Annotated in this window: 17 protein-coding genes; 5 read left to right on the forward strand and 12 right to left on the reverse strand. The window is 67.4% G+C overall.

Going from position 1 to position 19,107, the window contains the following annotated elements; all coding sequences use genetic code 11:
• The first annotated feature begins 118 nt into the window (after positions 1-118).
• Together E3T39_RS04455 and E3T39_RS04460 are read left to right on the forward strand one after the other, a co-directional pair.
• A complete protein-coding gene (locus E3T39_RS04455) occupies positions 119-1,372 on the forward strand; it encodes a molybdopterin-dependent oxidoreductase (protein ID WP_134513540.1) in 1,254 nt (417 codons plus the stop codon).
• Entirely contained in the window at positions 1,372-1,890 is a 519-nt protein-coding gene (locus tag E3T39_RS04460; protein WP_134513541.1) for a hypothetical protein, read from the forward strand. Before E3T39_RS04455 ends, E3T39_RS04460 begins: the two co-directional genes overlap by 1 nt.
• A 136-nt stretch (positions 1,891-2,026) precedes the next feature.
• Here E3T39_RS04460 and E3T39_RS04465 read toward each other — a convergent pair whose 3' ends face one another.
• From E3T39_RS04465 to E3T39_RS04475, 3 genes are read right to left on the reverse strand one after another with little or no spacing between them, the layout of a single operon-like run.
• Positions 2,027-2,788: a class I SAM-dependent methyltransferase gene (locus E3T39_RS04465; protein ID WP_241979515.1), complete on the reverse strand. Its 762-nt coding sequence runs from the start codon at positions 2,786-2,788 to the stop codon at positions 2,027-2,029.
• Positions 2,785-3,459, reverse strand: coding sequence for a TIGR04282 family arsenosugar biosynthesis glycosyltransferase (locus E3T39_RS04470; protein WP_134513542.1), 675 nt, complete (start codon positions 3,457-3,459; stop codon positions 2,785-2,787). Before E3T39_RS04470 ends, E3T39_RS04465 begins: the two co-directional genes overlap by 4 nt.
• A complete protein-coding gene (locus E3T39_RS04475; protein ID WP_134513543.1) occupies positions 3,456-4,178 on the reverse strand; it encodes a glycosyltransferase family 2 protein in 723 nt (240 codons plus the stop codon). The genes E3T39_RS04470 and E3T39_RS04475 overlap by 4 nt, the downstream gene beginning before the upstream one ends.
• 234 nt (positions 4,179-4,412) lie before the next feature.
• Between E3T39_RS04475 and E3T39_RS04480 the strand changes: the two genes are divergently transcribed.
• Positions 4,413-5,183, forward strand: a complete 771-nt coding sequence (locus tag E3T39_RS04480; RefSeq protein ID WP_134513544.1) for a response regulator transcription factor — start codon at positions 4,413-4,415, stop codon at positions 5,181-5,183.
• Positions 5,180-6,331, forward strand: coding sequence for a sensor histidine kinase (locus E3T39_RS04485; protein WP_134513545.1), 1,152 nt, complete (start codon positions 5,180-5,182; stop codon positions 6,329-6,331). The genes E3T39_RS04480 and E3T39_RS04485 overlap by 4 nt, the downstream gene beginning before the upstream one ends.
• Positions 6,332-6,436: 105 nt before the next feature.
• Here the strand turns inward: E3T39_RS04485 and E3T39_RS04490 are convergent, their stop codons facing one another.
• The 7 genes from E3T39_RS04490 to E3T39_RS16535 all read right to left on the reverse strand — a co-directional run bounded on the left by E3T39_RS04490 (position 6,437) and on the right by E3T39_RS16535 (position 15,125).
• Entirely contained in the window at positions 6,437-7,624 is a 1,188-nt protein-coding gene (locus E3T39_RS04490; protein WP_134513546.1) for an NAD-dependent epimerase/dehydratase family protein, read from the reverse strand.
• Positions 7,621-8,616 (reverse strand): MTAP family purine nucleoside phosphorylase, encoded by a 996-nt coding sequence (locus E3T39_RS04495; RefSeq protein ID WP_338145260.1) that lies wholly within the window; start codon positions 8,614-8,616, stop codon positions 7,621-7,623. The genes E3T39_RS04490 and E3T39_RS04495 overlap by 4 nt, the downstream gene beginning before the upstream one ends.
• 183 nt (positions 8,617-8,799) lie before the next feature.
• Positions 8,800-10,257 (reverse strand): DUF5719 family protein, encoded by a 1,458-nt coding sequence (locus E3T39_RS04500; RefSeq protein WP_134513547.1) that lies wholly within the window; start codon positions 10,255-10,257, stop codon positions 8,800-8,802.
• Positions 10,247-13,261, reverse strand: coding sequence for a glycosyltransferase family 2 protein (locus E3T39_RS04505; RefSeq protein WP_134513548.1), 3,015 nt, complete (start codon positions 13,259-13,261; stop codon positions 10,247-10,249). The genes E3T39_RS04500 and E3T39_RS04505 overlap by 11 nt, the downstream gene beginning before the upstream one ends.
• A gap of 177 nt (positions 13,262-13,438) precedes the next feature.
• The gene (locus E3T39_RS04510; RefSeq protein ID WP_134513549.1) at positions 13,439-13,756 is read right to left on the reverse strand and encodes a WhiB family transcriptional regulator; all 318 of its coding nucleotides are present in this window, start codon (positions 13,754-13,756) and stop codon (positions 13,439-13,441) included.
• 216 nt (positions 13,757-13,972) lie between these two features.
• The gene (gene galE, locus E3T39_RS04515) at positions 13,973-14,938 is read right to left on the reverse strand and encodes a UDP-glucose 4-epimerase GalE (protein WP_134513550.1); all 966 of its coding nucleotides are present in this window, start codon (positions 14,936-14,938) and stop codon (positions 13,973-13,975) included.
• Positions 14,939-14,990: 52 nt separating this feature from the next.
• Entirely contained in the window at positions 14,991-15,125 is a 135-nt protein-coding gene (locus tag E3T39_RS16535; RefSeq protein WP_255455915.1) for a hypothetical protein, read from the reverse strand.
• Positions 15,126-15,217: 92 nt separating this feature from the next.
• Here E3T39_RS16535 and E3T39_RS04520 point away from each other — a divergent pair, with 92 nt between their 5' ends.
• Positions 15,218-16,174 (forward strand): GlxA family transcriptional regulator, encoded by a 957-nt coding sequence (locus tag E3T39_RS04520; protein WP_134513551.1) that lies wholly within the window; start codon positions 15,218-15,220, stop codon positions 16,172-16,174.
• 295 nt (positions 16,175-16,469) lie between these two features.
• Here E3T39_RS04520 and E3T39_RS04525 read toward each other — a convergent pair whose 3' ends face one another.
• Together E3T39_RS04525 and manA are read right to left on the reverse strand one after the other, a co-directional pair.
• On the reverse strand, positions 16,470-17,525 hold the full coding sequence (locus tag E3T39_RS04525) for an FUSC family protein (RefSeq protein ID WP_241979516.1): 1,056 nt from the start codon (positions 17,523-17,525) through the stop codon (positions 16,470-16,472).
• A 167-nt stretch (positions 17,526-17,692) separates the two neighbouring features.
• On the reverse strand, positions 17,693-18,985 hold the full coding sequence (gene manA, locus E3T39_RS04530; protein ID WP_134513553.1) for a mannose-6-phosphate isomerase, class I: 1,293 nt from the start codon (positions 18,983-18,985) through the stop codon (positions 17,693-17,695).
• Positions 18,986-19,107: the final 122 nt, after the last annotated feature.

Below are 19,107 nucleotides of genomic sequence, written 5' to 3' on the forward strand. Positions count from 1 at the left end.
GACCCACGAGTGAGAAACCTGCAGACCGTAAGACCTCCCGGGTGAAGGCTGGTCGCCATGTGCACATCGTAAGAAATTTATGCCGGTTTTATCGACCGTGTAGTGGTGCAATAGAAGCATGCGGCGATTGATGTACGAAGCCCAGCGGGCGCTGGCATCGCCGGTGCGCAATCCGCGGATGGCAACGGTGATCGGGCGGCTGCTCGGCGCCGCTTTTCTGATCTGTTTCGGCACCGGTTTGTACAGTCATTTTCTGCAGGACCCCCTCGACTGGATGCGATTCGCAACTCGACCGGAGTTTCTGTACCAGGTGACGCAGGGCACGCACATGATCACTGGAATCGCCTGTTTTCCACTGCTGCTGGCCAAGCTGTACATCGTTTTTCCCGACCTGTTCGCCTATCCCCCGGTACGCGGCTTCATTCATTTTCTGGAACGGGCCTCGATCGCCCTTTTTGTGGGCGCCTCGCTCGTGCAGATCACGATTGGGCTGCTCAACACGTACCAGTGGTATCCGTGGCCGTTTCCGTTTCGGCAGGTGCACTTTGCGCTCGGTTGGGTGCTGATCGGGTTGCTGGTCATTCATATCGGGGTGAAGCTCCCGGTGATCACGCGGTACTGGAGCAAGGGCTCCCCGGTCAGTGACCATCTGGAAGACGCGGTCTCGAACGACCGCGCTTCCAACGCGGAGGCCGTGCGATTGTGGGGCAGCACCCGGCCCGGCGGTGTGACCGGGCGCGTGCTCGATTACATCGATGCGACTCCGCGCGCTCGGACCCGCGTCAGTCGGCGCGGATTCCTCACGACGGTCGGCGTGGCCACCACTGCCGTCGTGGGCCTGACCGCCGGCCAGACCTTCACGCCGCTGAACGCGGTCAACTTGTTCGGGCCACGCAAGAAGGGCGTCGGCCAGCAGGGCGTTCCGGTGAACCGCACGAGCGAGCAGGCCAAGGTAGCGGATGCCGCCATGGCCGCTGGGTGGACCCTCACCGTGGCGGTGGCTGGCACCGAACGCTCCTTCACCCGTTCTCAGTTGCTGGCGCTGCCGCAGACCGAGGTTCAGCTTCCGATCGCCTGCGTCGAGGGTTGGAGCCAGATGGCCCACTGGCGCGGCGTGCGCTTGAGCGATCTGGCCGACCTGATGAGCGCCGACCCGGACACCTCGTTTCGCCTGATCAGCCTCGAAGAACGCGGCAGCTTCAGTAAGACCGAGATGGGCCGAGAGTATGTGCGGGATCCGCTTACCCTCGTGGCGCTCGAACTTAACGGTGAGACCCTCGACCTCGAGCACGGGTATCCGGCGCGCATGATCGCGCCGGGCCGCCCCGGCGTGCTTCAGACCAAATGGCTCAGCCGAATCGAGGCGATCTGATGACGACGAGTACGACGGGGCTCAATCCTCCGCCGGCCGGAATCCCGGCGTCGACCAGCCGACGGATGCGCAGCATCCGCTTGGCGCTGGTGGGTGTCGGTGTGCTGCTGCTCGCCTGGGGCGCGTTCGTGATGTTCGATTCGGTGCGGCTAACCCGCATACCGGGGGTGGCGCTCTGGATTGCCGCGGCGATCGTGCTGCATGACGCGATTCTGGCGCCGATCGTGTTCGCGTTCGGAATCGCCCTGCGGCGGGTGGGTCGCCGGGCGACCGGTACGGTGATTGCGATCGTGCAGGGCGGCATTGTCGTCGGGTCGATCGTGTCGCTGATCGCGGTGCCGACGATCGTGGCGAAGAACTTCGCACCTGCGAATCCGACCGTTCTGCCGCTGAATTACGGGCTGAACCTTGCGATCTTCTGGCTCGTACTGGCCCTGATCACCGTGGGGCTGTCAGTGTGGGCGTTCCTGCGCTGGCGGAGCCCGGTCGCGACCTTCCCGGACGAATCCGGGCGGTGAAGTGTCGCGCTCCGGGCGTGAAGTGTCGCACTCCGCGCGGTAAGTGTCGCACTCCCGGCCCACCTTGTGGCCGTGGGCCAAGTTTATAAACTGGGCCCACGGACGGGGCCCGGGCCCCGTCCGTGGGTGCCGGCGGCTAGGAGCGGGCCAGGCGGGCGAACGAGCGGTCGCCTCTGGTCCATTCGGCGACCTGTACCAGTCCGACCTTCGCGGCCCGCCGGCATAGGGCACTGACGCCGAGTTCGGCCCACGGGAACGCGTCGCTCGTGCGTCCGGCGGCGTCGTGCAGGGTGCCTTCATAAGCGAGGTCGTGCTCGGGGTCGCGGTGCACCTCGACGACGAGCACACCATCGACAGCGAGCAGTGACGCGCACCGGTCGAGCAGGGCGTCGGGATCGCCCCCGATGCCGATGTTGCCGTCGACGAGGAGCAGGGTCGCCCAGGTTCCCTCCAGCGGAATGTCGTCGAAGACGGAGCGCTGAAGAACGGCGAGCCCGGCCGCGAGGGCTATCCGCACGGCGGTCGGCGAAACGTCGACTCCGAGGGCGTCGAGTCCCGCGTCGAGAGCAGCTTGGATCATGCGACCCGGTCCGCAGCCAATGTCGAGCACCGGTCCGACTGCCCCGGCGAGCAGGGAACGGTCGATCGGATCGGCTCCGGCGCTCCAGCGCCCGGCGTGCATGGTCGACACGCGCATCGGCGTGCCCGAATCGGCACCGGTCCGATTGCCGTAGAGGTAGAGCACGTTGTCGTCGCTCTGCAGCGCCTGAGCATAAGGTTCGGAGCCGCCGGCTCCGAACGTGGTCTGCCGGCGAAAGCGGTCGGCGGTGGTGCCGTCCACGTCGTCGACCGCCCCGTCCGTCCACTGCTCCCACAGTCGCGGCGACACGAGTGTCACGAGCGTGCCCCGCTCAGGGCCGCAGGGAGTAAGTCGGCATTCTGCAGGCGAGCGGATGCCCGCACCCTCGCGAAAGCACGCGCGAAGCGCGTGTGGGGGGCGACCGAGGCAACGGTGTGGGCATCCGTTATGGTGTCGATATCGGTGAGCGCCGGCAGCAGACGCACACTGAGTCCGGCCTCGTCGAGACGTTGCAGCTGGTGGGCGCCGGTGTCGGAGCGGCTCATCGGGATGCCGCGGAGCAGCGCTCCACTCGGGCTTCTCAGGGCGAGCGCCCAGAAGCCGCCGTCATCGGCTGGCCCGAACCAGGCATCCGTTTCGTCGCCCCAGTCCGTGAATACGGGGGCGAGCAGTTCGGCACTGACCTGGGGGGTGTCCATTCCGAGCAGCAGGGTGGGCTCGGTGAGGGTGTCGAAGATGGCAGCCAGGCGTTCGTCAAGGCCGCCGGCGGTCTGCGGCAAAATCTCCCACGCGGATGCCTCCATGGGCGCAGTCACGCCATCAAACGCCAGAATGTGGCGCGTTGCCGGCAGTTGTGACGCGACGGCGAGAGTGTCAGCGAGGCTGGCGGCGGCGAGTTCGGCGGCCTGCTCGAGCGAGAGCGGCGGGTGCAGCCGGGTCTTGACCTTGCCGGGCAAACATTCCTTGGCGATGACAACGATAGCGGTCATGAGCGGGCCTCGTTTCGGATGCTGCGGTTGATGTTGATGGCGGCGGCGGGGTTTCTGCGGTCGGTGCTCAGCAGCGCGGACATGTCCTTGATGGCGGTGAGGGTGCCGCGCACGGTCCCGGTCACTTTGCTGCGGCCGACGCGCGGCGCGTACCGCGTATCGACTTCACGGATGCGCCAGTTGGCCGCTGCGGCGCCGAGAAACATCTCCAGCGGGTACCCGCTGCGGCGATCAGTGAGGTCGAGGGCGAGAAGATGCTCGCGGCGCGCCGCTCGCATAGGGCCAAGGTCATGAATGTTCACGCCTGTTATTCGGCGCAGTCGCCAGGAAAGATAGGTATTTGCTAGACGGGCGTGCGGAGGCCAGGCATTGCGGGTAGTTGGGCGGCGGCGTCCGAGCACGAGATCAGCCTCGTCAGCGCTGATCGGGTCGACCACGAGCGGCAGGTCGCGGGGGTCCATCGAGGCGTCGGCGTCGCAGAACGCCACGATCGGAGCGGTGGCGGCCAGAAGACCGGCGTGGGCTGCTGCGCCGAATCCGCGGCGACTTTCGTGTACAACCTGCGCGCCAAGGCTACGGGCGAGTTCGGCAGATCCGTCGGTCGAGCCGTTGTCGACAACGATCGCGCTATAGCCGACGGGCATGCGCTCGAGAATCCACGGCAGTGCCTGCACCTCGTTCAGGCAGGGCAACACCACGTTTACCCGAATGTTGATCATTCTTCGACCCTAGGCGGGGTGTCTGGGCCTACGGGGTGAAAGAGGTTACGAATCACGGAAAAAACCGGGGAGCCGGAAGTGACGGGTGTTTCCGGTCGAAGTCGTGCAGCCAGGCCTCGGCGACCGGGGCCACGTTCCGGGCTCGCGCCGGCGCATCACGGGAAGGGCGCACATCGGGTGCGTTGGTGCGCGCGCCCCCGCGCGCCGCGGCGGCCGCGCACCTAGTCTGAGGGGGTGTCTCCCTCCCAATATTTTGCGCCGCCACGAGCGGATGCCCCGGCCGGCCGTCGCGTGCTCGTCATCGAAGACGACCCGACGGTGTCCGAGGTGGTCGGGCGGTACCTACGCGCCGCCGGATTCGTCGTGGATGCAGCCGTCGACGGGCTCGCCGGCCTGCGCCAGGCCGAAATCGCCCAGCCCGATCTGGTGGTACTGGACCGCATGCTCCCGCTGCTGGATGGAATCGAGGTCTGCCGGCGTATCCGCGTGAACTGGGGCGCGTTACCGGTGATCATGCTGACCGCCCTCGGCGAAGAGGAACACCGCATCGAGGGCCTCGAAGCTGGCGCCGACGACTATCTGGTGAAGCCGTTCTCACCTCGGGAGCTCGTGCTGAGGGTGCAGTCGGTGCTGCGGCGAAGCGGCACCGAGTCCATTCCGGAGGGGATTCTCGATGCCGGCGAATTCTCGCTCAACCTCGCCGCGCACGAGATTCGACTGCGCGGCCAGCCGCTCGTGCTCACCGCCCGCGAGTTCGACCTGCTCGCGTATCTGATCTGGCGGCCGTCGAAGGTGCTGACCCGCGAGGAGTTGCTCCGCACGGTCTGGGGCTGGGAATTCGGCGACCTGTCCACGGTGACCGTGCACGTGCGGCGGTTGCGGGAGAAGATCGAGGCCGACCCGGCGCATCCGCTTCTCGTTAATACGGTGTGGGGGGTCGGTTACCGGTTCGATCCGGTGCCGCTCGGCGCCAGCGAAGGCACCGTTAACGAAGCGTTGCGATGAGCGCTGAGGTATTTGCGACCGTCGCCGGCATCGCGCTCGGCTGCGCGCTCGTCGTGGGGGCGCTCGCCCTGCTGACCCTGCGCCTGTTATCGCGGTGGTCGCTCGTGATGCAAGTGGTCGTCATCGCGTTCGCGACCATTGCGTCGGTGGTCAGCGGAACGTCCGCCGTGGCGTCGCTCATGTATCTATCGGCGCACGACCTGAACGTGTTCTACTCGGTGGCCGTCGTCGCCGGGATCGTGTCGCTCGTGATGGCCTCGGTGCTGGGGCGCTCGCTCGCTCGCGACAACCAGTATTTTCGGGCCGCGGCGGCAAGCATCGGTCGCGGCGAATCTGTTACATCCCCGGATCGGCATACGAGTACGGAGTTCGCCTCGCTCGCCGGGGAACTGGCCGCGACGGCCGATCGGCTGGCCGAATCCCGCAAGCGCGAGGAACGTATCGAGGCGTCACGCCGCGAGATTGTGGCGTGGATCTCGCACGACCTTCGCACGCCCCTCGCCGGCATTCGGGCCATGGCCGAGGCCCTCGAGGACGGCATGGCGCCGGACCCCGAGCGCTACTACGTGCAGATTCGTGGGCAGGTCGACCGGCTCAGCGGCATGGTCGATGACCTGTTCGAGCTGTCCAAGATCCACGCCGGCGCCCTCCAGCTCAACCTCGAACGGGTCGCCCTGTATGACCTGATCAGCGACACGATCGCCGATCTCGCGCCGGTCGCCCTTGCCAAATCCCTCGACCTGCGGTTCGAGGGCGAACGCGGTCTCACCCTGCAGGCGGATGCCCGCGAACTCGCCCGCGCGGTCGGCAATTTGGTCATGAACGCCATTCAGCATTCCCCGGCCGGGAGCGCCATCGTTGTTTCGGTGACCCCTCACGTCGACGGGCGGGCGGTGATTTCGGTCGTCGATGCGGCCGGAGGTATTCCCGAGCGGGACCTTGGCCGGGTGTTCGAGGCGGGCTGGCGAGCGAGCGAGCCGCGCACTACGTCCGCTTGGGGAACCGGCGCCGGTCAGAGCGGCGGCGCCGGCTTGGGCCTTGCGATCGTCGAGGGAATCGTGCGGGCTCATGCTGGGCAGGTGACCGTGACCAATGTTGAGAACGGATGCCGGTTTGAGCTGCTGTTGCCGCAGCATCCGCTGGGGTGAGCGGATGCTGCGCCATGGGGCCGAAGACGGCACCTCACGCGAAGAAGACCCTGCTCATGGGGCCAAAGTTGGCGCCTCAGGTCGAGGCACGGGGCTGGATATTGCTCAGGGCCGCACGGCGGCGCGCAGCGGAGCCGTCGCGAACTCGCGCATGCCGTCTTCGAAGGAGACCTGAGCCGACCAGCCGAGTTCGGTGCGCAAGCGCTCTGAGGATGCGGTGATGTGCCGCACGTCGCCGAGCCGGTACTGGCCGGTCACGATCGGGGCCAGGCCACCGGACGCCGCGGCGAGGGTGCTCGCCATATCGCCGATGGTGTGCACGATTCCGCTTCCGACATTGAAGGGGCGAAATATTCCCGAATCGGAATGCACGGCCTGCGGGGAAGCTGCGGGAGCGCTGGCATCCGTTTTGGTCGTGGTCGATTGCGAGGTCCAGTCGAACGCGGTGAAGTCCAGTGCCGCGATGTTGGCCGAGGCCACATCGCGTACGTGCACAAAGTCGCGGCGCTGACGTCCGTCTTCGTAGACCCGCGGGGCCTCACCGCGCTCGATCGCCGAGCGAAACAGCGAGGCGACTCCCGCATAGGGAGTGTTCTGCGGCATGCCAGGACCATAGACATTGTGGTACCGCAGGGCGGCGACGCGCCCGCCCGTCGAACGGGCCCACGCCGTGGCGAGGTATTCCTGGCCGAGTTTGCTGCTCGCGTAGACGTTGCGCGGGTCGAGTGGATCAGTTTCACTTACCAAAACGGGCTCGAGCGCCTGACCTGTCTCCGGATCGAGGGGGTCGAAGCGTCCGGCGTCGAGGTCGCCCGCCAGGCGAGGGCCGGGCCGGGTGAATCCGTTCGCACCGCGGTAGCTGCCCTCGCCGTAGACCACCATGGAGGAGGCCAAAACCAGGCGACGGATGCCCCGCTCGGCCATGGCGACCAGCAACACCGCGGTTCCCATCTCGTTGCTGTGCACGTAGTCGGGAGCGTCGGCAAAGTCGACGCCGAGGCCCACCTTGGCGGCTTGGTGGCACACCACGTCGATGCCGTCGAGGGCCCGGGCGACCGTTGCCGCGTCGGTGACATCGCCGTGTACGAACTCGACGCGCGGATCGGGTCCTGCCGGGATAGCGTTCCCGGCCCCGCGTTCCGGGCCCCGAACGGTGGGAAGGTCCGGGGCGGGACCGTGCACGTCGGCGCGCAGCGAGTCGAGCACTCGCACCGTGTAGCCGCGGGCGAGAGCGGCATCGACGATCGCGGACCCGATGAAGCCTGCGCCGCCGGTGATGAGCACGACGGTCATGCGATCTCCGATGCCACGGCACGTGCCAGCACGGCGTCGACCTGGGCCGGGTCGATGAGTTCACGCGGGACGAAGTCCGTCGGCAGGGCACGCAAGATCCCGTCGATCGCGGCCAGGATGCGTGGCTGGGCGTCGTGGAGGCGACGGAATACGGCGGACGCGGTGACGGCATCCGTCTCGCTGGCGGTTGTGACGACGGACGGCGCGGGGCTGCCGGAATCGTCGGCGTCAGCGGCATCAGCGGCATCAGCGGCGTCAGCGGCGTCAGCGGCGTCAGCGGCGTCAGCTACCGGCGCGAGCCCGGCGTCGGCGTCGGTCACGAACGACAGGTTGACCGTTCCCATGTTGAGTTCGCCGGCCAGCACGATCTCGGGGTAGGCGGTCATGTTGACGATGTGCGCACCGATCGACCGGAACCAGACCGACTCGGCCCGGGTCGAGAACCGCGGGCCCTGAATGACGACGACGGTTCCGGTGGGCGCGAAGTTCTCGCCGAGGTCCTCGAGCGCGCGCACCGCATAGCCGCGCAGCGACGGGTCGAACGGGTCGGCGGCGGACAGGTGCTGCACCGATTCCCGGTCGTAGAAAGTGTCGGGGCGGCCGCTCGTGCGGTCGATGAACTGGTCGGTGACCACGAGCAGCCCCGGCGCATACTCCGGCGTGACACCGCCGACAGCCGACGAGGAGATGATCGCGCGCACGCCGATCGAGGCGAGAGCCCAGATATTGGCGCGGTAGTTGATCAGGTGCGGGGCGACGCTGTGGCCGCTGCCGTGCCGCGGCAGGAACGCCACGCGGCGACCGGCGCGCAGGCCGATCGTGACCGGAGCGGTTCCGTAGGGCGTCTGCACCTGGTGCGTCACCGCGCCGGACGGGTCGATGAGTTCGTAGAGTCCGGAGCCGCCAATCACGGCGATCTCCGCCCGCGCGGTCGGGTCGGCCAGAGGATCGACCAATGGGTCAACAATCGAGGCAGTCGGGTCAAGCGTCACAAGCGGCTCCCAGCGGGTTACAAGTCGAGTGTTCAGTGTGCCATCCAAACCTGCCAAACGGATGCTCCCGCCCCCGCCCCACAGACCCCTCACGCGGACGGGGCCCGGGCCCCGTCCCTGGGCCCAGGTTATAAACTGGGCCCCTGGACGGGGCCCAGGCCCCGTCCAAAAGGAGACGAGGAGCTAGTGCGTGTAGACGCGGATCGACGAGGCCAGCGGCCCGGACGGGTTCAGAGCGAAGGACGACAGTGCCCCATCACCGGAGTAGTCCACGAGCGCCCAAAGTTCCGAACCGCCGCTCACGACGTAGGTCACTCCGCCAGACACCGGCACCGTGGCGCTGGCCCCGGCACCGACCTGGAGGTTGACCGGGGTGCCCTCGGCGGGCGTGAGGGTGAGTGCGGCATCCGCTGCCCCGCCGTTGACCAGGTGCATGGTCGGTGACGGCCCGGCGGCCACGGCTATGGCGAAGGGACCGACCAGCGGCGCCGAGGCCGAGAACCAGCCAAAGTCCTTACCTCCGGCGCTGTCGGTGGCGGTGCGCGCGGCCGCGACGATCGGCTCGTCAGAGCGCAGGTGTACCGAGAAGCTGCCCACGGCCAGAGGCGCGAGCGGAATCTCGGTGGCAATACCGGGTTCGACGTCCACCTGGGTCGACGTTCCTTCTGTGGTTCCGTCGGCACTCGTCACGCCGATCTGCACCGTCGCCGCGCTGGAGCCCGGCACGAATACCCGAATCGACGGGGTGTCGGCGTTAAAACCCTCGCCCGTTGTGACTGTCTCGGCGCTGACGGCCGCCATCACGCGCACCCCCGCAATGGTCTGGTTGAAGGCGGGCATCGCGGTGGTGCCGATGATCTCGACTCCGCCCGGTTCGATGCCCCGAATGCTGCTCTGCTCCAGTGACGCAGCCACCTGTCCGCCGCGCGATGACACCTGAAGCACCGGCGATTTTACGTTCGGCGCGAGGCCGGCCAGCGAGATGACCCGCTGCTCACCCGGCTGCACCAGAATGCCCGTCGCTCCGGGTGCGTCGATGAGTCCGCTCTCGCCGTAGACGGTCACGTCGACGGTCGCGAGCACGGGGGTCGGGTTGCTCAGCAGCAGCAGGCTGGTGCGTCCAATATCGGTCGACCCACCGACGATCCAGCTGTCGCTGACCGCTTCGGCGCAGGCAGCGACGGCGAGTCCGCCAATGGTGTCGGTGGCGGCAACCTGCGACTGGCTGCCGGTCACCAGCGGCGGCACGGTGGCGCCATTCTGCACGGGAACGGTCAGCAGCAACGGCGGCTGTCGACTGTTCATATCGTCGACCGCGGTGATTTCGGTGACCTGCGGCCGAATCTGCTCCAGTGACACTGCGTCAACGGCGCCATACACAGCGGATGCCGCCCCAACACTCGACGCGGACTGCGCCTGCGTCGAGTCCTCGGCGAGGGTCAGCAGCGGCCCGGGGCAGACCCGCTGCTGCTCGCTCGGCAGCGGCGCGATCTCGCTCGATTGCGGCTCGCGTTCGATGGTAGGCAGGGTCACGAGGGTGGCCGCTCCGAGCGTCGCGACGACGACGGCGATGCCGACGAGGCCGAGCACACCGCGTCCGGCCCGGCCGCCGATGCGGGCAAGTTGGCTCTTATCGGGCATTGTCGTCCTCCACGGGATCGGCGGTGCCATCATCGGGCGATTCCAGCCCGGTGCCGACGCCGGTCTCCCGGTCCATCGCGAGGTCGGCTTCGAGGTCGGTGCCGAGCGGCACTTCCAGGTCGGCCTCCAGGTCGGACGCAACCGAGCCCTTCCCCCGCCGCACCCGTTTGGGCTTCTGTTTGGCGTTGGCGCGGGCCGCCCGGCGAATGGCGTCACGGTTAGCCTGGCGCACGGCTTCACGGCCGGCGCCGATCGGCAGCGCCAACAGCACCGCGCTGCCCACCACGGCGAGGGCAATGAGCAGGGTTACGAGTCCGAAGACGCCGCCGGCGCGAGCCGGTATGGGCGTCGACGCTGCGGCATCCGTTTCGCCGAACTGCCACAGCCGGCCAAACTCGGTGTCGCCGACCGGTGCCAGCGCCGAGTTGCCGTCGAGGGCGGTTTCGGTGCGCAACGCGGTGTCGGCAGCGTCGATGCCCGAACCGGGCGGCTGCAAGACGATAAAGCGGATGCCCAACTCGGCCAGGTCTGCGCTGGCGTCGAGTCCGCTGCGCGAGGCCAGGTTGCCGGCGAGCCCCGCGAGCGTTTTCTCACGGTCGCTGAGGGTCTGGTCTGTGCTGTCCAGGGTGGATTGTTGGTTCAGGGTGGCGCCAACGCCGCGCTCGATGGACGCGAGCAGGCCCCCGTCGGCCTGCGGGGTGAGCTTGAGCGTGCCGACCCGATTGTCGATCTGGGCTTCGGCGGCGACGAAGGCCGGTTGGGTCTGCCCGGTTCCCTCGCGCACAGCTGCGGTGCCGACGTGCAGTGAGCCGATAAGTGGAAGGGCAACAGCGGCCAGAGCGAGGGCTGCGACAACGCCGGGCGTCGACGCGAACCGGTGCAGCGAGCGCAGTCCGATAATGAGGGCTCCGACCAGACCGAGCCAGTACAGGCTGAGGCCGGTGCCCGACCAGACGCGCACCGGTTCAGCCCCGATCGCGGCGAGCACGAGCTGGTTGGCGACGAGGGCCGTGCCGAAACCGAGCAGCGCGACCAGCCAGGCACCGCTGGCCAGACGCGCGCCGGGCAGCAGCAGCGCCAACACGGCAAGCACGGCCAGCGGCGCGAGCAGGATGGGCACGAACAGTTGCGGGTCGAAGCCGACGATCCCGAAGCGGTCGAGCGCCGCCGCCCAGCCGTCGGAGCCGGGCAGCCCGAGCAGCAGTTGCAGGGTGGGCGCCTGCCCGCTCGGCACGGGCAGACCCGGGTCGGCGACGAGGGCCAGCCAGTCACCGCGCAGGCCCTGATGAACAATGAGCGGCAGTGCCAGCGCGAGCGCCGGCAGCGGAATACCGATAAAGCGCATCACCCGGCGTCCGGCCAGGGCCACGCTGAGCAGCCAGACCACGAACAGTGCCGGGGCCAGCGACGGCGCGCAGGCCGCGACGGCAGCGAACAGCAGGGCAGCGGATGCCGACGCCGACCAGGTGCGCGCGGCGGCGAACCAGGCGAAGAACAGCCAGGGCAGCAGCAGGTGTACGAGAATCGCGGCGGGGCGTCCGTCGGCAAGGGCGATCAGAAACGTCGGCGCCAGCACCCAGAGGGCTGCGGCCAGGGCGCGGAGGCTGCCGCGGTCGGTCAGGCGGGTTGCGGCCATCCACGCGCCGATTGCTGCGAGCGGAAAGGCGAGGGCGTAGACCAGCACGAGCGCGAACGAGGGCGACCAGAACGCGATCGAGCCGATCACGGCCACGACCGCGGCGAATGGGTCGGCCGCTCCGACGAAGCCGAGTCCCAAGTCGCGCCAGCCGTAGCCGACGCTCGCCCACAGTTCGGGCACTGTCGGTGAGAGCGGCAATAGTCCGCCGCCGGTGAGGGTTTCGGCGCCGAGCAGGGGCACCATCATAATGATTCCCACGACGGCCGCGGCGAGCATGGTCCAGGCGCCGCCGCCGGAGAAGAATCGAATTTCGGGCCGTTCGCCGTGCAGGCCGAACAGGCTCGCTTCACGCTTAAGCGAGTGCCGTCTGCGCACTTCGGCTGAGGGAACCCGCAGGATCGAAATGGCATCCCAGCCGAGAGTTCGGGTCTTGGCGAAGGAGCGGCGGGCATTGCCGACGCGCATTCCGTTGAAGGCGGCGCCGAAGGCCGCAGCGAATTCACCGACGATCGCGCCCGGTTCCTTGCGCAGCAGTTGCCCGATCGAACGCAGAAAGGCCAGCGGCAGCAGAGACAGCCAGTGAAATACCAGGGTCCAGGCCGGAGCGTAGACCAGACGGCGATGCAGTTGGGCAGAGCGTTCGGCCCGCACCCGGCGGCGACGGAGCCGACCCCGGGAGGACTGGTTTGGTCCGGCAATACCGTCACCGGCCGACGCCACACGAGCGGCCGGTACCACCGATACCCGGTATCCGGCCAGGCGCACGCGCACGCAGAAGTCGAGCGAGTCGTCCACGACCGACAGGGCCGGGTCGAATCCGCCGAGCTGTTCCCAGACCGTGTGGCGCACGAGCAGGCCGCCGGCGCTGACGGCGAGCACGTCGCTCAGGCCGTCATGCTGGCCCTGGTCGAGCTCGCTTTCGACCAGGGTGACGGTGGCACCGGTCGGCGTCATCGACTCGCCGAAGTTGTGGATGTATTCGCCGGCGATCCACTCCATCACCTTGGGTCCAGCTACGGCCACCGAGGGGGCGATCTCGAGTGCATCGACGAGAATCTCGAGCGCATTCGGGTCGGGCGCGCTGTCCTGGGCGAGCAGCCAGAGCATCTCGCGATCGTGTGTGGGCGGCGTTGTCACGCGCACGGCGGCATCGATCGCCTGCCCAAAGTTCAGATCGGCGTCGGCGGCAATGAACTGCGTCGGCCCGAAGTCGGCGAGCAGTTTCGCGGTCGAATCGCTCGAGCCGCAGTCAACGGTGATGACAATGTCGGGTTTACGGGTCTGTAGCGACAGCGCCTTGAGAGTTCGCTCAAGGTGTTTCGCGCCGTTTCGGGCGACAAGGATGGCGGTGACTCTCGGTTGCATAACAGAACCAGCCTAGGTCGGGATCGGCGAGCGGCCCTGAACCGAGAGGGCGCGCCTCAAATATTGGCTGGGCGATAGCGAAGCGGATGCCGCAGCATCCGTTCAGAAACAGCGACGCGAAAACGGGCCGGTCAAGCCTTACTGAAGGGACGCCGAGCGTCACTCACGGAGCGAACGCTACGCGCGCTTACGCAGTTTACGACGCTCACGCTCGGACAGGCCGCCCCAGATGCCGAACCGCTCGTCGTTACTGAGCGCGTACTCGAGGCACTGGCTGCGGACCTCGCAACCGGAGCAGATCTTTTTAGCGTCGCGTGTGGACCCGCCCTTTTCGGGGAAGAACGCCTCGGGGTCGGTCTGCGCGCAGAGCGAGTCGGCCTGCCAGGCCAGAAGGTTCTCGTCGCCGAGATCTTGTCGTATTCCCGGAACCCCGAGGGTGACAGGGTCAACGAACCAGTCCTCTGGTACTCCGGAACGATAGTCAGGTATAGCCATATCGTCTCCCAGCGCTCGCTACGCACCGTTTAGTGCTGTACCTAATTACACCGGTGTAATTCGATAACGTCAAGTCGCAGATCGTAAACCCTCAATACGGGCTGGAGGGTTGCGACGCGCCGACGGCGACGAATTCGAGCGTTCGGGGGTGCGGCAGGCTCGAAACAACGTTGCGAATGTAACACGATCAGGCTTGGAGTCGGCGTGTCGCAGCCCTCAGTGCGCGGCGGCGCGCGAGGAATCCCAGGCGCTCTGCACCATCTGCTCGAGGGTGTGGCCCATGCTCCAGCGCAGATCGCGGGCCGCGAGCGCGCCAGAGGCCACGATGCGATCCGGGTCACCGACGCGGCGTGCGCCGATCTCTGGCACGAAGTCGATACCGGTCACTCGGCGCACGCTCGCCATGATTTCACCGACTGAGACGCCGTCGCCACTGCCGAGATTGTAGACCGGCTCGATCGCGTCGCCGGCGTCGAGGCGGCGGGCGGCGGCGACGTGTGAGAGCGCGAGGTCGGCCACGTGAATGTAGTCGCGCACGCAGGTTCCGTCGGGCGTGGCATAGTCGTCGCCGTTGATGCGCGGGGTGCGCCCATCGAGCAGCGCGGCAAAGATGAGAGGAAAGAGGTTGTGCGGGCTGGTGTCGCGAAGGGCGAGGTCGCCGGAGCCGACGACGTTGAAGTAGCGCAGCGAGGTGTGGCGCAGCCCGGTTGCGACGGCCTGATCGCGCAGCAGCCACTCGCCGATCAGCTTGGATTCGCCGTACGGCGACTCCGGGTTCTTCGGTGTCTCTTCGGTGACGAGGTCCGTGCGCGGGGTGCCGTAGACGGCAGCGCTCGATGAGAACACGATGCGGTCAATCTTGGCCGAGTTCATGGCGGCGAGCAGCGTGGCGGTGGCCGTTACATTCTGTTCGTAGGTGTGCAACGGGCGCTGCACCGAGACGCCGGCGTACTTGAATCCGGCAACATGCACGACGCCGGTCACGTGGTGCTCATGAAAGGCGTGCAACAGGCTGTCACCGTCGAGCACGTTCGCCCGGATGAATGGGACCCCGGCCGGCACAAATGACTCGTGGCCGCTCGAGAGGTCATCGAACACGACCACGTCGAGGCCTTCAGCCTGGAATGCACGCACCACGTGAGAGCCGATGTAGCCCGCTCCGCCGGTAACCAACCACGCCATGACGCCCCGTTCGCTCGTGCGACACTCGGTGCGCCACCGCTACAGGCTAGCGTCAGCGAACCAAAGCATCGTATTCGTTGGCTATTCGGGGGGCTCGTCGGCCGTAGCCGTCGCGCCGAACGGAGCGAATCGTGGCCACAATAGCGGCGACCCCGAGGGCTGTGAGGAGCAGAAATAGAATGAACATGGCAGAAATTCTATGAATTGTGCTTTTCTGCCGCGAGTGGCAGAGTCGACACCGTTCGGCACATTCCTGCCAAGGTTGACCAGAGGATGCTCATGCTCCAGAAGATCGTCTGCGTCACCCTCCCTGGCCTGGCTCCGTTTGAATTCGGCGTGATCTGCGAGGTGTTCGGTATCGACCGCAGCATTCAGGGCGGGCCAACGTTCGACTTTCACGTCGTGGCCGCCGAACCCGGACCGATCCGCACCAAGATCGGCTTCGACATTGTCGTGCACGATGACCTGTCGGCCGCGGCCGATGCCGACCTTATCGCCATTCCCGGCTACGAGGCCGGCGAGGCCGTCGACCCGCGCGTGCTGCAGGTTGTGCGTGACGCCGAGGCCCGCGGCGCCTGGGTGCTCAGCGTCTGCAGCGGCGCATTCGTGCTCGCCCAGTCCGGCATCCTCAATGGCCGCCGCAGCACCACCCACTGGATGTACACCGACGCCCTCGCCCGCTCGTTTCCGAAGACGATCGTCGACCCCGATGTTTTGTTCGTCGACGATAACCACGTCGTCACCGGGGCAGGCACCGCCGCCGGCATCGACGCCGCGCTGCACATCGTGCGCACCGAACTCGGCGCTACGGCCGCCAACGTCATCGCCCGCCGCATGGTCGTGCCACCTCAGCGCGACGGCGGCCAGTCGCAGTACATCGAAGCGCCGGTGGTCGACTGCCAGGACGAATCCTTCGCCGCTGTCACCGAGTGGATGCTGCGCCACCTCGACCAGGAATTGCCGGTCGATCTGCTCGCCCGTAAATCGCTCATGTCGCCGCGCACCTTCGCCCGCCGGTTTCGGGCCGAGCTCGGCACGACGCCCACCCGCTGGCTCAACCGGCAGCGGCTGCTGCGGGCGCAGGAACTGCTCGAAGACTCCTCGCGCAGCCTCGAGGCGATCGCCGTCGACACCGGTTTCGGCGGGGCCGCCGTGATGCGCCACCACTTTCTGCAGGTGCTGCAGACCACCCCCACCGCCTACCGCCGGGCCTTCGGCCCCCGGAGGGTCGGTTAGCGGGCGCATCCGCTCGGCTGCGATGCGTCGCGCTGGACTTTCGCCAGTGCGCGGGGGTTCCGGCACCTGGGCCGCAGGCATCCGTTCGACTGCATCGCGCTGCGCGGGACCTGCGCCGATACGCGGGAGTTCGGGCCTGGCCAGAACTCCCGCGCAGCGCGTCGCGCTGGACCTGCGCCAGTGCGCGGGAGTTGCGCCTCCCGCGCACTGGCGCAAGTCCAGCGGTTCGTGCGACGGCTCGGGCGACGGCTCGGGCGGCAGCATCGTGCGACGGCTCGGGATCGCACGCCAGACGCTAGCCGATCGGAGCCGACACGGCTTCGCGGTCGGTTTTCGGTCGCAGGGCCATGAGAATTCGTTTGAGATCGATCACGATGGCGGCCGTGGGGCTCAACGACGCGGCCCCGGCACCTATTTCCTGCTGCATTTTGCGCAGGATCGCCTCGATCGCCACGCCGGCCTGATCCAGGAGGTGAGGTTGGCGCGCGTCGTCGTCTCCGGCGCTGATCGCCGCCGCAACGGCGTGCAGCGCTTCGCTGAGCACTGGACGCAGTTCCGGCGGAAGCTCAAGCGCGATCGGCTTGCCCCACACCATGCCGGCCAGAACTTCGGTGAGGTTTCGTATGTGGAACGTGACGTTTTCCAGCGCAAGGAGGGCGTCGTAGTCGGTATCCAGGTTTGCGCGAGTGAACCAGGCGCGCGGGTTGCCCTTGCGGCTCTCGTCGGCTGTCTGCACGGCCGTGCGCACCTGCCGCGCCGCCACATTGAGCGTCTCCCCCTGCGTGGCCCAGTCGTCGCGGCCCGGCGGCCAACTCTCCACCAGGGCGTCGCCGACTTCGGTGAGGTGCGTCGCCAGCGTTTTGCGAAATCCCGACAGGCGTTCCCGCGCCGGGCCGATGGCGAGGGGCGGCAGAATCAGCAAATTGACCGCCAGGCCCACGACTATTCCCAGACAGATCTGTGTCGCGTAGCCGATCGAGTAACCGTCGGCGTCCGGACCGCCGATGATGAGCACGAACAGAGCGGTGATGGGCACGTACTCGCCGCCCGCTCCCATCCATTTCATGCCGCCAATCAGAGTGCCAAGTCCAACAGCGAGTGAGAGAGTCAAGACGGTGGGCTCACTCACGATGAGCACGATCCCGGCCAGGCCAATACCGATAAGCACCCCGGCCAGGGTCTGGACTGAGCTGTGGATCGATCGCGCGAGCGTGGGGTGCATGCTGAGCAGCGCGCCCAACGGCGCGTAGTACGGAAACTCTTTGGCGGTCCCCGGCATGAGCGGAGCGAGCGACCAGGCGATCGCCACCGCGATAGTGATCTTGACAACCTGAAGCGCTCGTGGGCGCATCAGGTTGCGCCTGACCCAGTTCCAAAAGCGCGTGGCTGCAAGAGTACGCGGCATCCTTTTGGTTCCCATCGATTGCGGATGCCCTCCAGCGTTCATCCCCGGATGGAGGCTAGGCGAGGCGGCTGATGAGACTCTGGGAAACTCGCTGGTGCTCGTCGAAGACCGGGCTAGGCACCGGGCATCGCCAGAAAGACCTCTCCGGTGCCGGCAAACGTCAGCGTGCCCTCATCCGGCGTGACATACACGGCCTGCCCGCGCTTCAGCGGCCGCGACGACGAACTGCCCGCCACGAGAAAGCCGCCGGCCGTGCAGATCGCGATGGCCGGGCCGGTGAGGGTGATCTGGCGCATCGTGACGGGCGTCGGTGACGCGGCGGCGGCATCCGCGTGAATGTGCACGAGCTCGAAGTCGGTAATCCCGGGCCGATACCGCGCGACGCCATCTGCGACAACGATCGGAGCGAGGCGCGGCGAAGCCTCCGGAGTGAAGTCGAGCACCGCGAGCAGCTCCTCGATGTCGATGTGTTTGGGGGTGAGCCCGCCGCGCAACACGTTGTCGGAGGCGGCCATCACCTCCACGCCGAGACCGGACAGGTACGCGTGGATGTTGCCGGCCGGCAGGTACAGCACCTCACCACGCTTCAGGGAGACCCGGTTCAGCAGCAGACCTATCACGATTCCGGGGTCGCCGGGGTATTCGGCGGCGAGCACGCGCACCGCTTCCAGCTCGCTCGCGTAGCCGATGTTTGCTCCCCCGTCGGCTAGAAACGCGGCGTGTTCGGCGAGCGCGACCACCCGTTCGACCAGCCATTTCACCTCGCCGGAGTCGCCTCCGCGGCCGTCACGCAACAGCCAGTCGACGGTGTCGCGCAGTCCCTCGGCCAGGTGCTGCTCGAGCAGGTCGATGGCGGCGGCCTGCGGGTACTCGGTTGCGAGGTCGAGCAGGCGCAGCTCGGCGATGATGCCGTGCACCTCGGCGAGCGGGCGGAACCCGCAGAGCGCTTCGAAGGTGTCGCTGAGCGCAAAGATGAGTTCGGGCTTGTGAAAGGGGTCGCGGTAGTTGCGGTTGCCGGCGTCGACGGCGATTCCGGCGTCGTTTTCAAGCGCGAACCCGGCACGGGCCTGTTCGGTCGTCGGGTGCGCCTGCAGCGACAGCGGGCGTCCCGCGGCCAAAATCTTCAGGAGGAACGGCAGGCGCGGTGCTGCGCCGGCAGCATCCGCTTGCCGCGTGGCCCAGCCCGCTCCGAGTGCAGTTTCGGGCGAAGCCGCGATCCATCCAGCGAGGTCGGGGAAACCGCCGACCTCTGCCGCATCCTCGATCACCGACGGGGAGCCGGCGTGGGCCCCCAACCAGAGTTCGGCTTCCGGACCACCCGACGGCGTGCGACCGAGCAGGTCGGCGATGGCGTGCCTGGAGCCCCAGGCATAATCGCGCGGGGTATTGGTGATGCCCACAAACATTTTCGGCTCCTTCGTACGCTGTTTAGACCAAACTACCAACCGACTTCGATCATCCAGCCAACGACCCTAGGCTGGCGGGCAGTCCCGGTCGTGTGTCGACCGCCCTTCTTGCAACGGAGCAT

The sequence above is a fragment of the Cryobacterium suzukii genome (assembly GCF_004403185.1).
GTDB classification, from domain to species: Bacteria; Actinomycetota; Actinomycetes; order Actinomycetales; family Microbacteriaceae; genus Cryobacterium; species Cryobacterium suzukii.

What these genes read in the sequence shown, in the direction of transcription:
- galE (WP_134513550.1), bottom strand. Translation starts at nt 14,938, where the DNA reads ATGGCGTGGTTGGTTACCGGCGGAGCGGGCTACATCGGCTCTCACGTG.
- E3T39_RS04470 (WP_134513542.1), bottom strand. Translation starts at nt 3,459, where the DNA reads ATGACCGCTATCGTTGTCATCGCCAAGGAATGTTTGCCCGGCAAGGTC.
- E3T39_RS04455 (WP_134513540.1), top strand. Translation starts at nt 119, where the DNA reads ATGCGGCGATTGATGTACGAAGCCCAGCGGGCGCTGGCATCGCCGGTG.
- E3T39_RS04460 (WP_134513541.1), top strand. Translation starts at nt 1,372, where the DNA reads ATGACGACGAGTACGACGGGGCTCAATCCTCCGCCGGCCGGAATCCCG.
- E3T39_RS04505 (WP_134513548.1), bottom strand. Translation starts at nt 13,261, where the DNA reads ATGCAACCGAGAGTCACCGCCATCCTTGTCGCCCGAAACGGCGCGAAA.
- E3T39_RS04525 (WP_241979516.1), bottom strand. Translation starts at nt 17,525, where the DNA reads ATGCGCCCACGAGCGCTTCAGGTTGTCAAGATCACTATCGCGGTGGCG.
- E3T39_RS04510 (WP_134513549.1), bottom strand. Translation starts at nt 13,756, where the DNA reads ATGGCTATACCTGACTATCGTTCCGGAGTACCAGAGGACTGGTTCGTT.
- E3T39_RS04520 (WP_134513551.1), top strand. Translation starts at nt 15,218, where the DNA reads ATGCTCCAGAAGATCGTCTGCGTCACCCTCCCTGGCCTGGCTCCGTTT.
- E3T39_RS16535 (WP_255455915.1), bottom strand. Translation starts at nt 15,125, where the DNA reads ATGTTCATTCTATTTCTGCTCCTCACAGCCCTCGGGGTCGCCGCTATT.
- E3T39_RS04500 (WP_134513547.1), bottom strand. Translation starts at nt 10,257, where the DNA reads ATGCCCGATAAGAGCCAACTTGCCCGCATCGGCGGCCGGGCCGGACGC.
- E3T39_RS04475 (WP_134513543.1), bottom strand. Translation starts at nt 4,178, where the DNA reads ATGATCAACATTCGGGTAAACGTGGTGTTGCCCTGCCTGAACGAGGTG.
- E3T39_RS04490 (WP_134513546.1), bottom strand. Translation starts at nt 7,624, where the DNA reads ATGACCGTCGTGCTCATCACCGGCGGCGCAGGCTTCATCGGGTCCGCG.
- manA (WP_134513553.1), bottom strand. Translation starts at nt 18,985, where the DNA reads ATGTTTGTGGGCATCACCAATACCCCGCGCGATTATGCCTGGGGCTCC.
- E3T39_RS04485 (WP_134513545.1), top strand. Translation starts at nt 5,180, where the DNA reads ATGAGCGCTGAGGTATTTGCGACCGTCGCCGGCATCGCGCTCGGCTGC.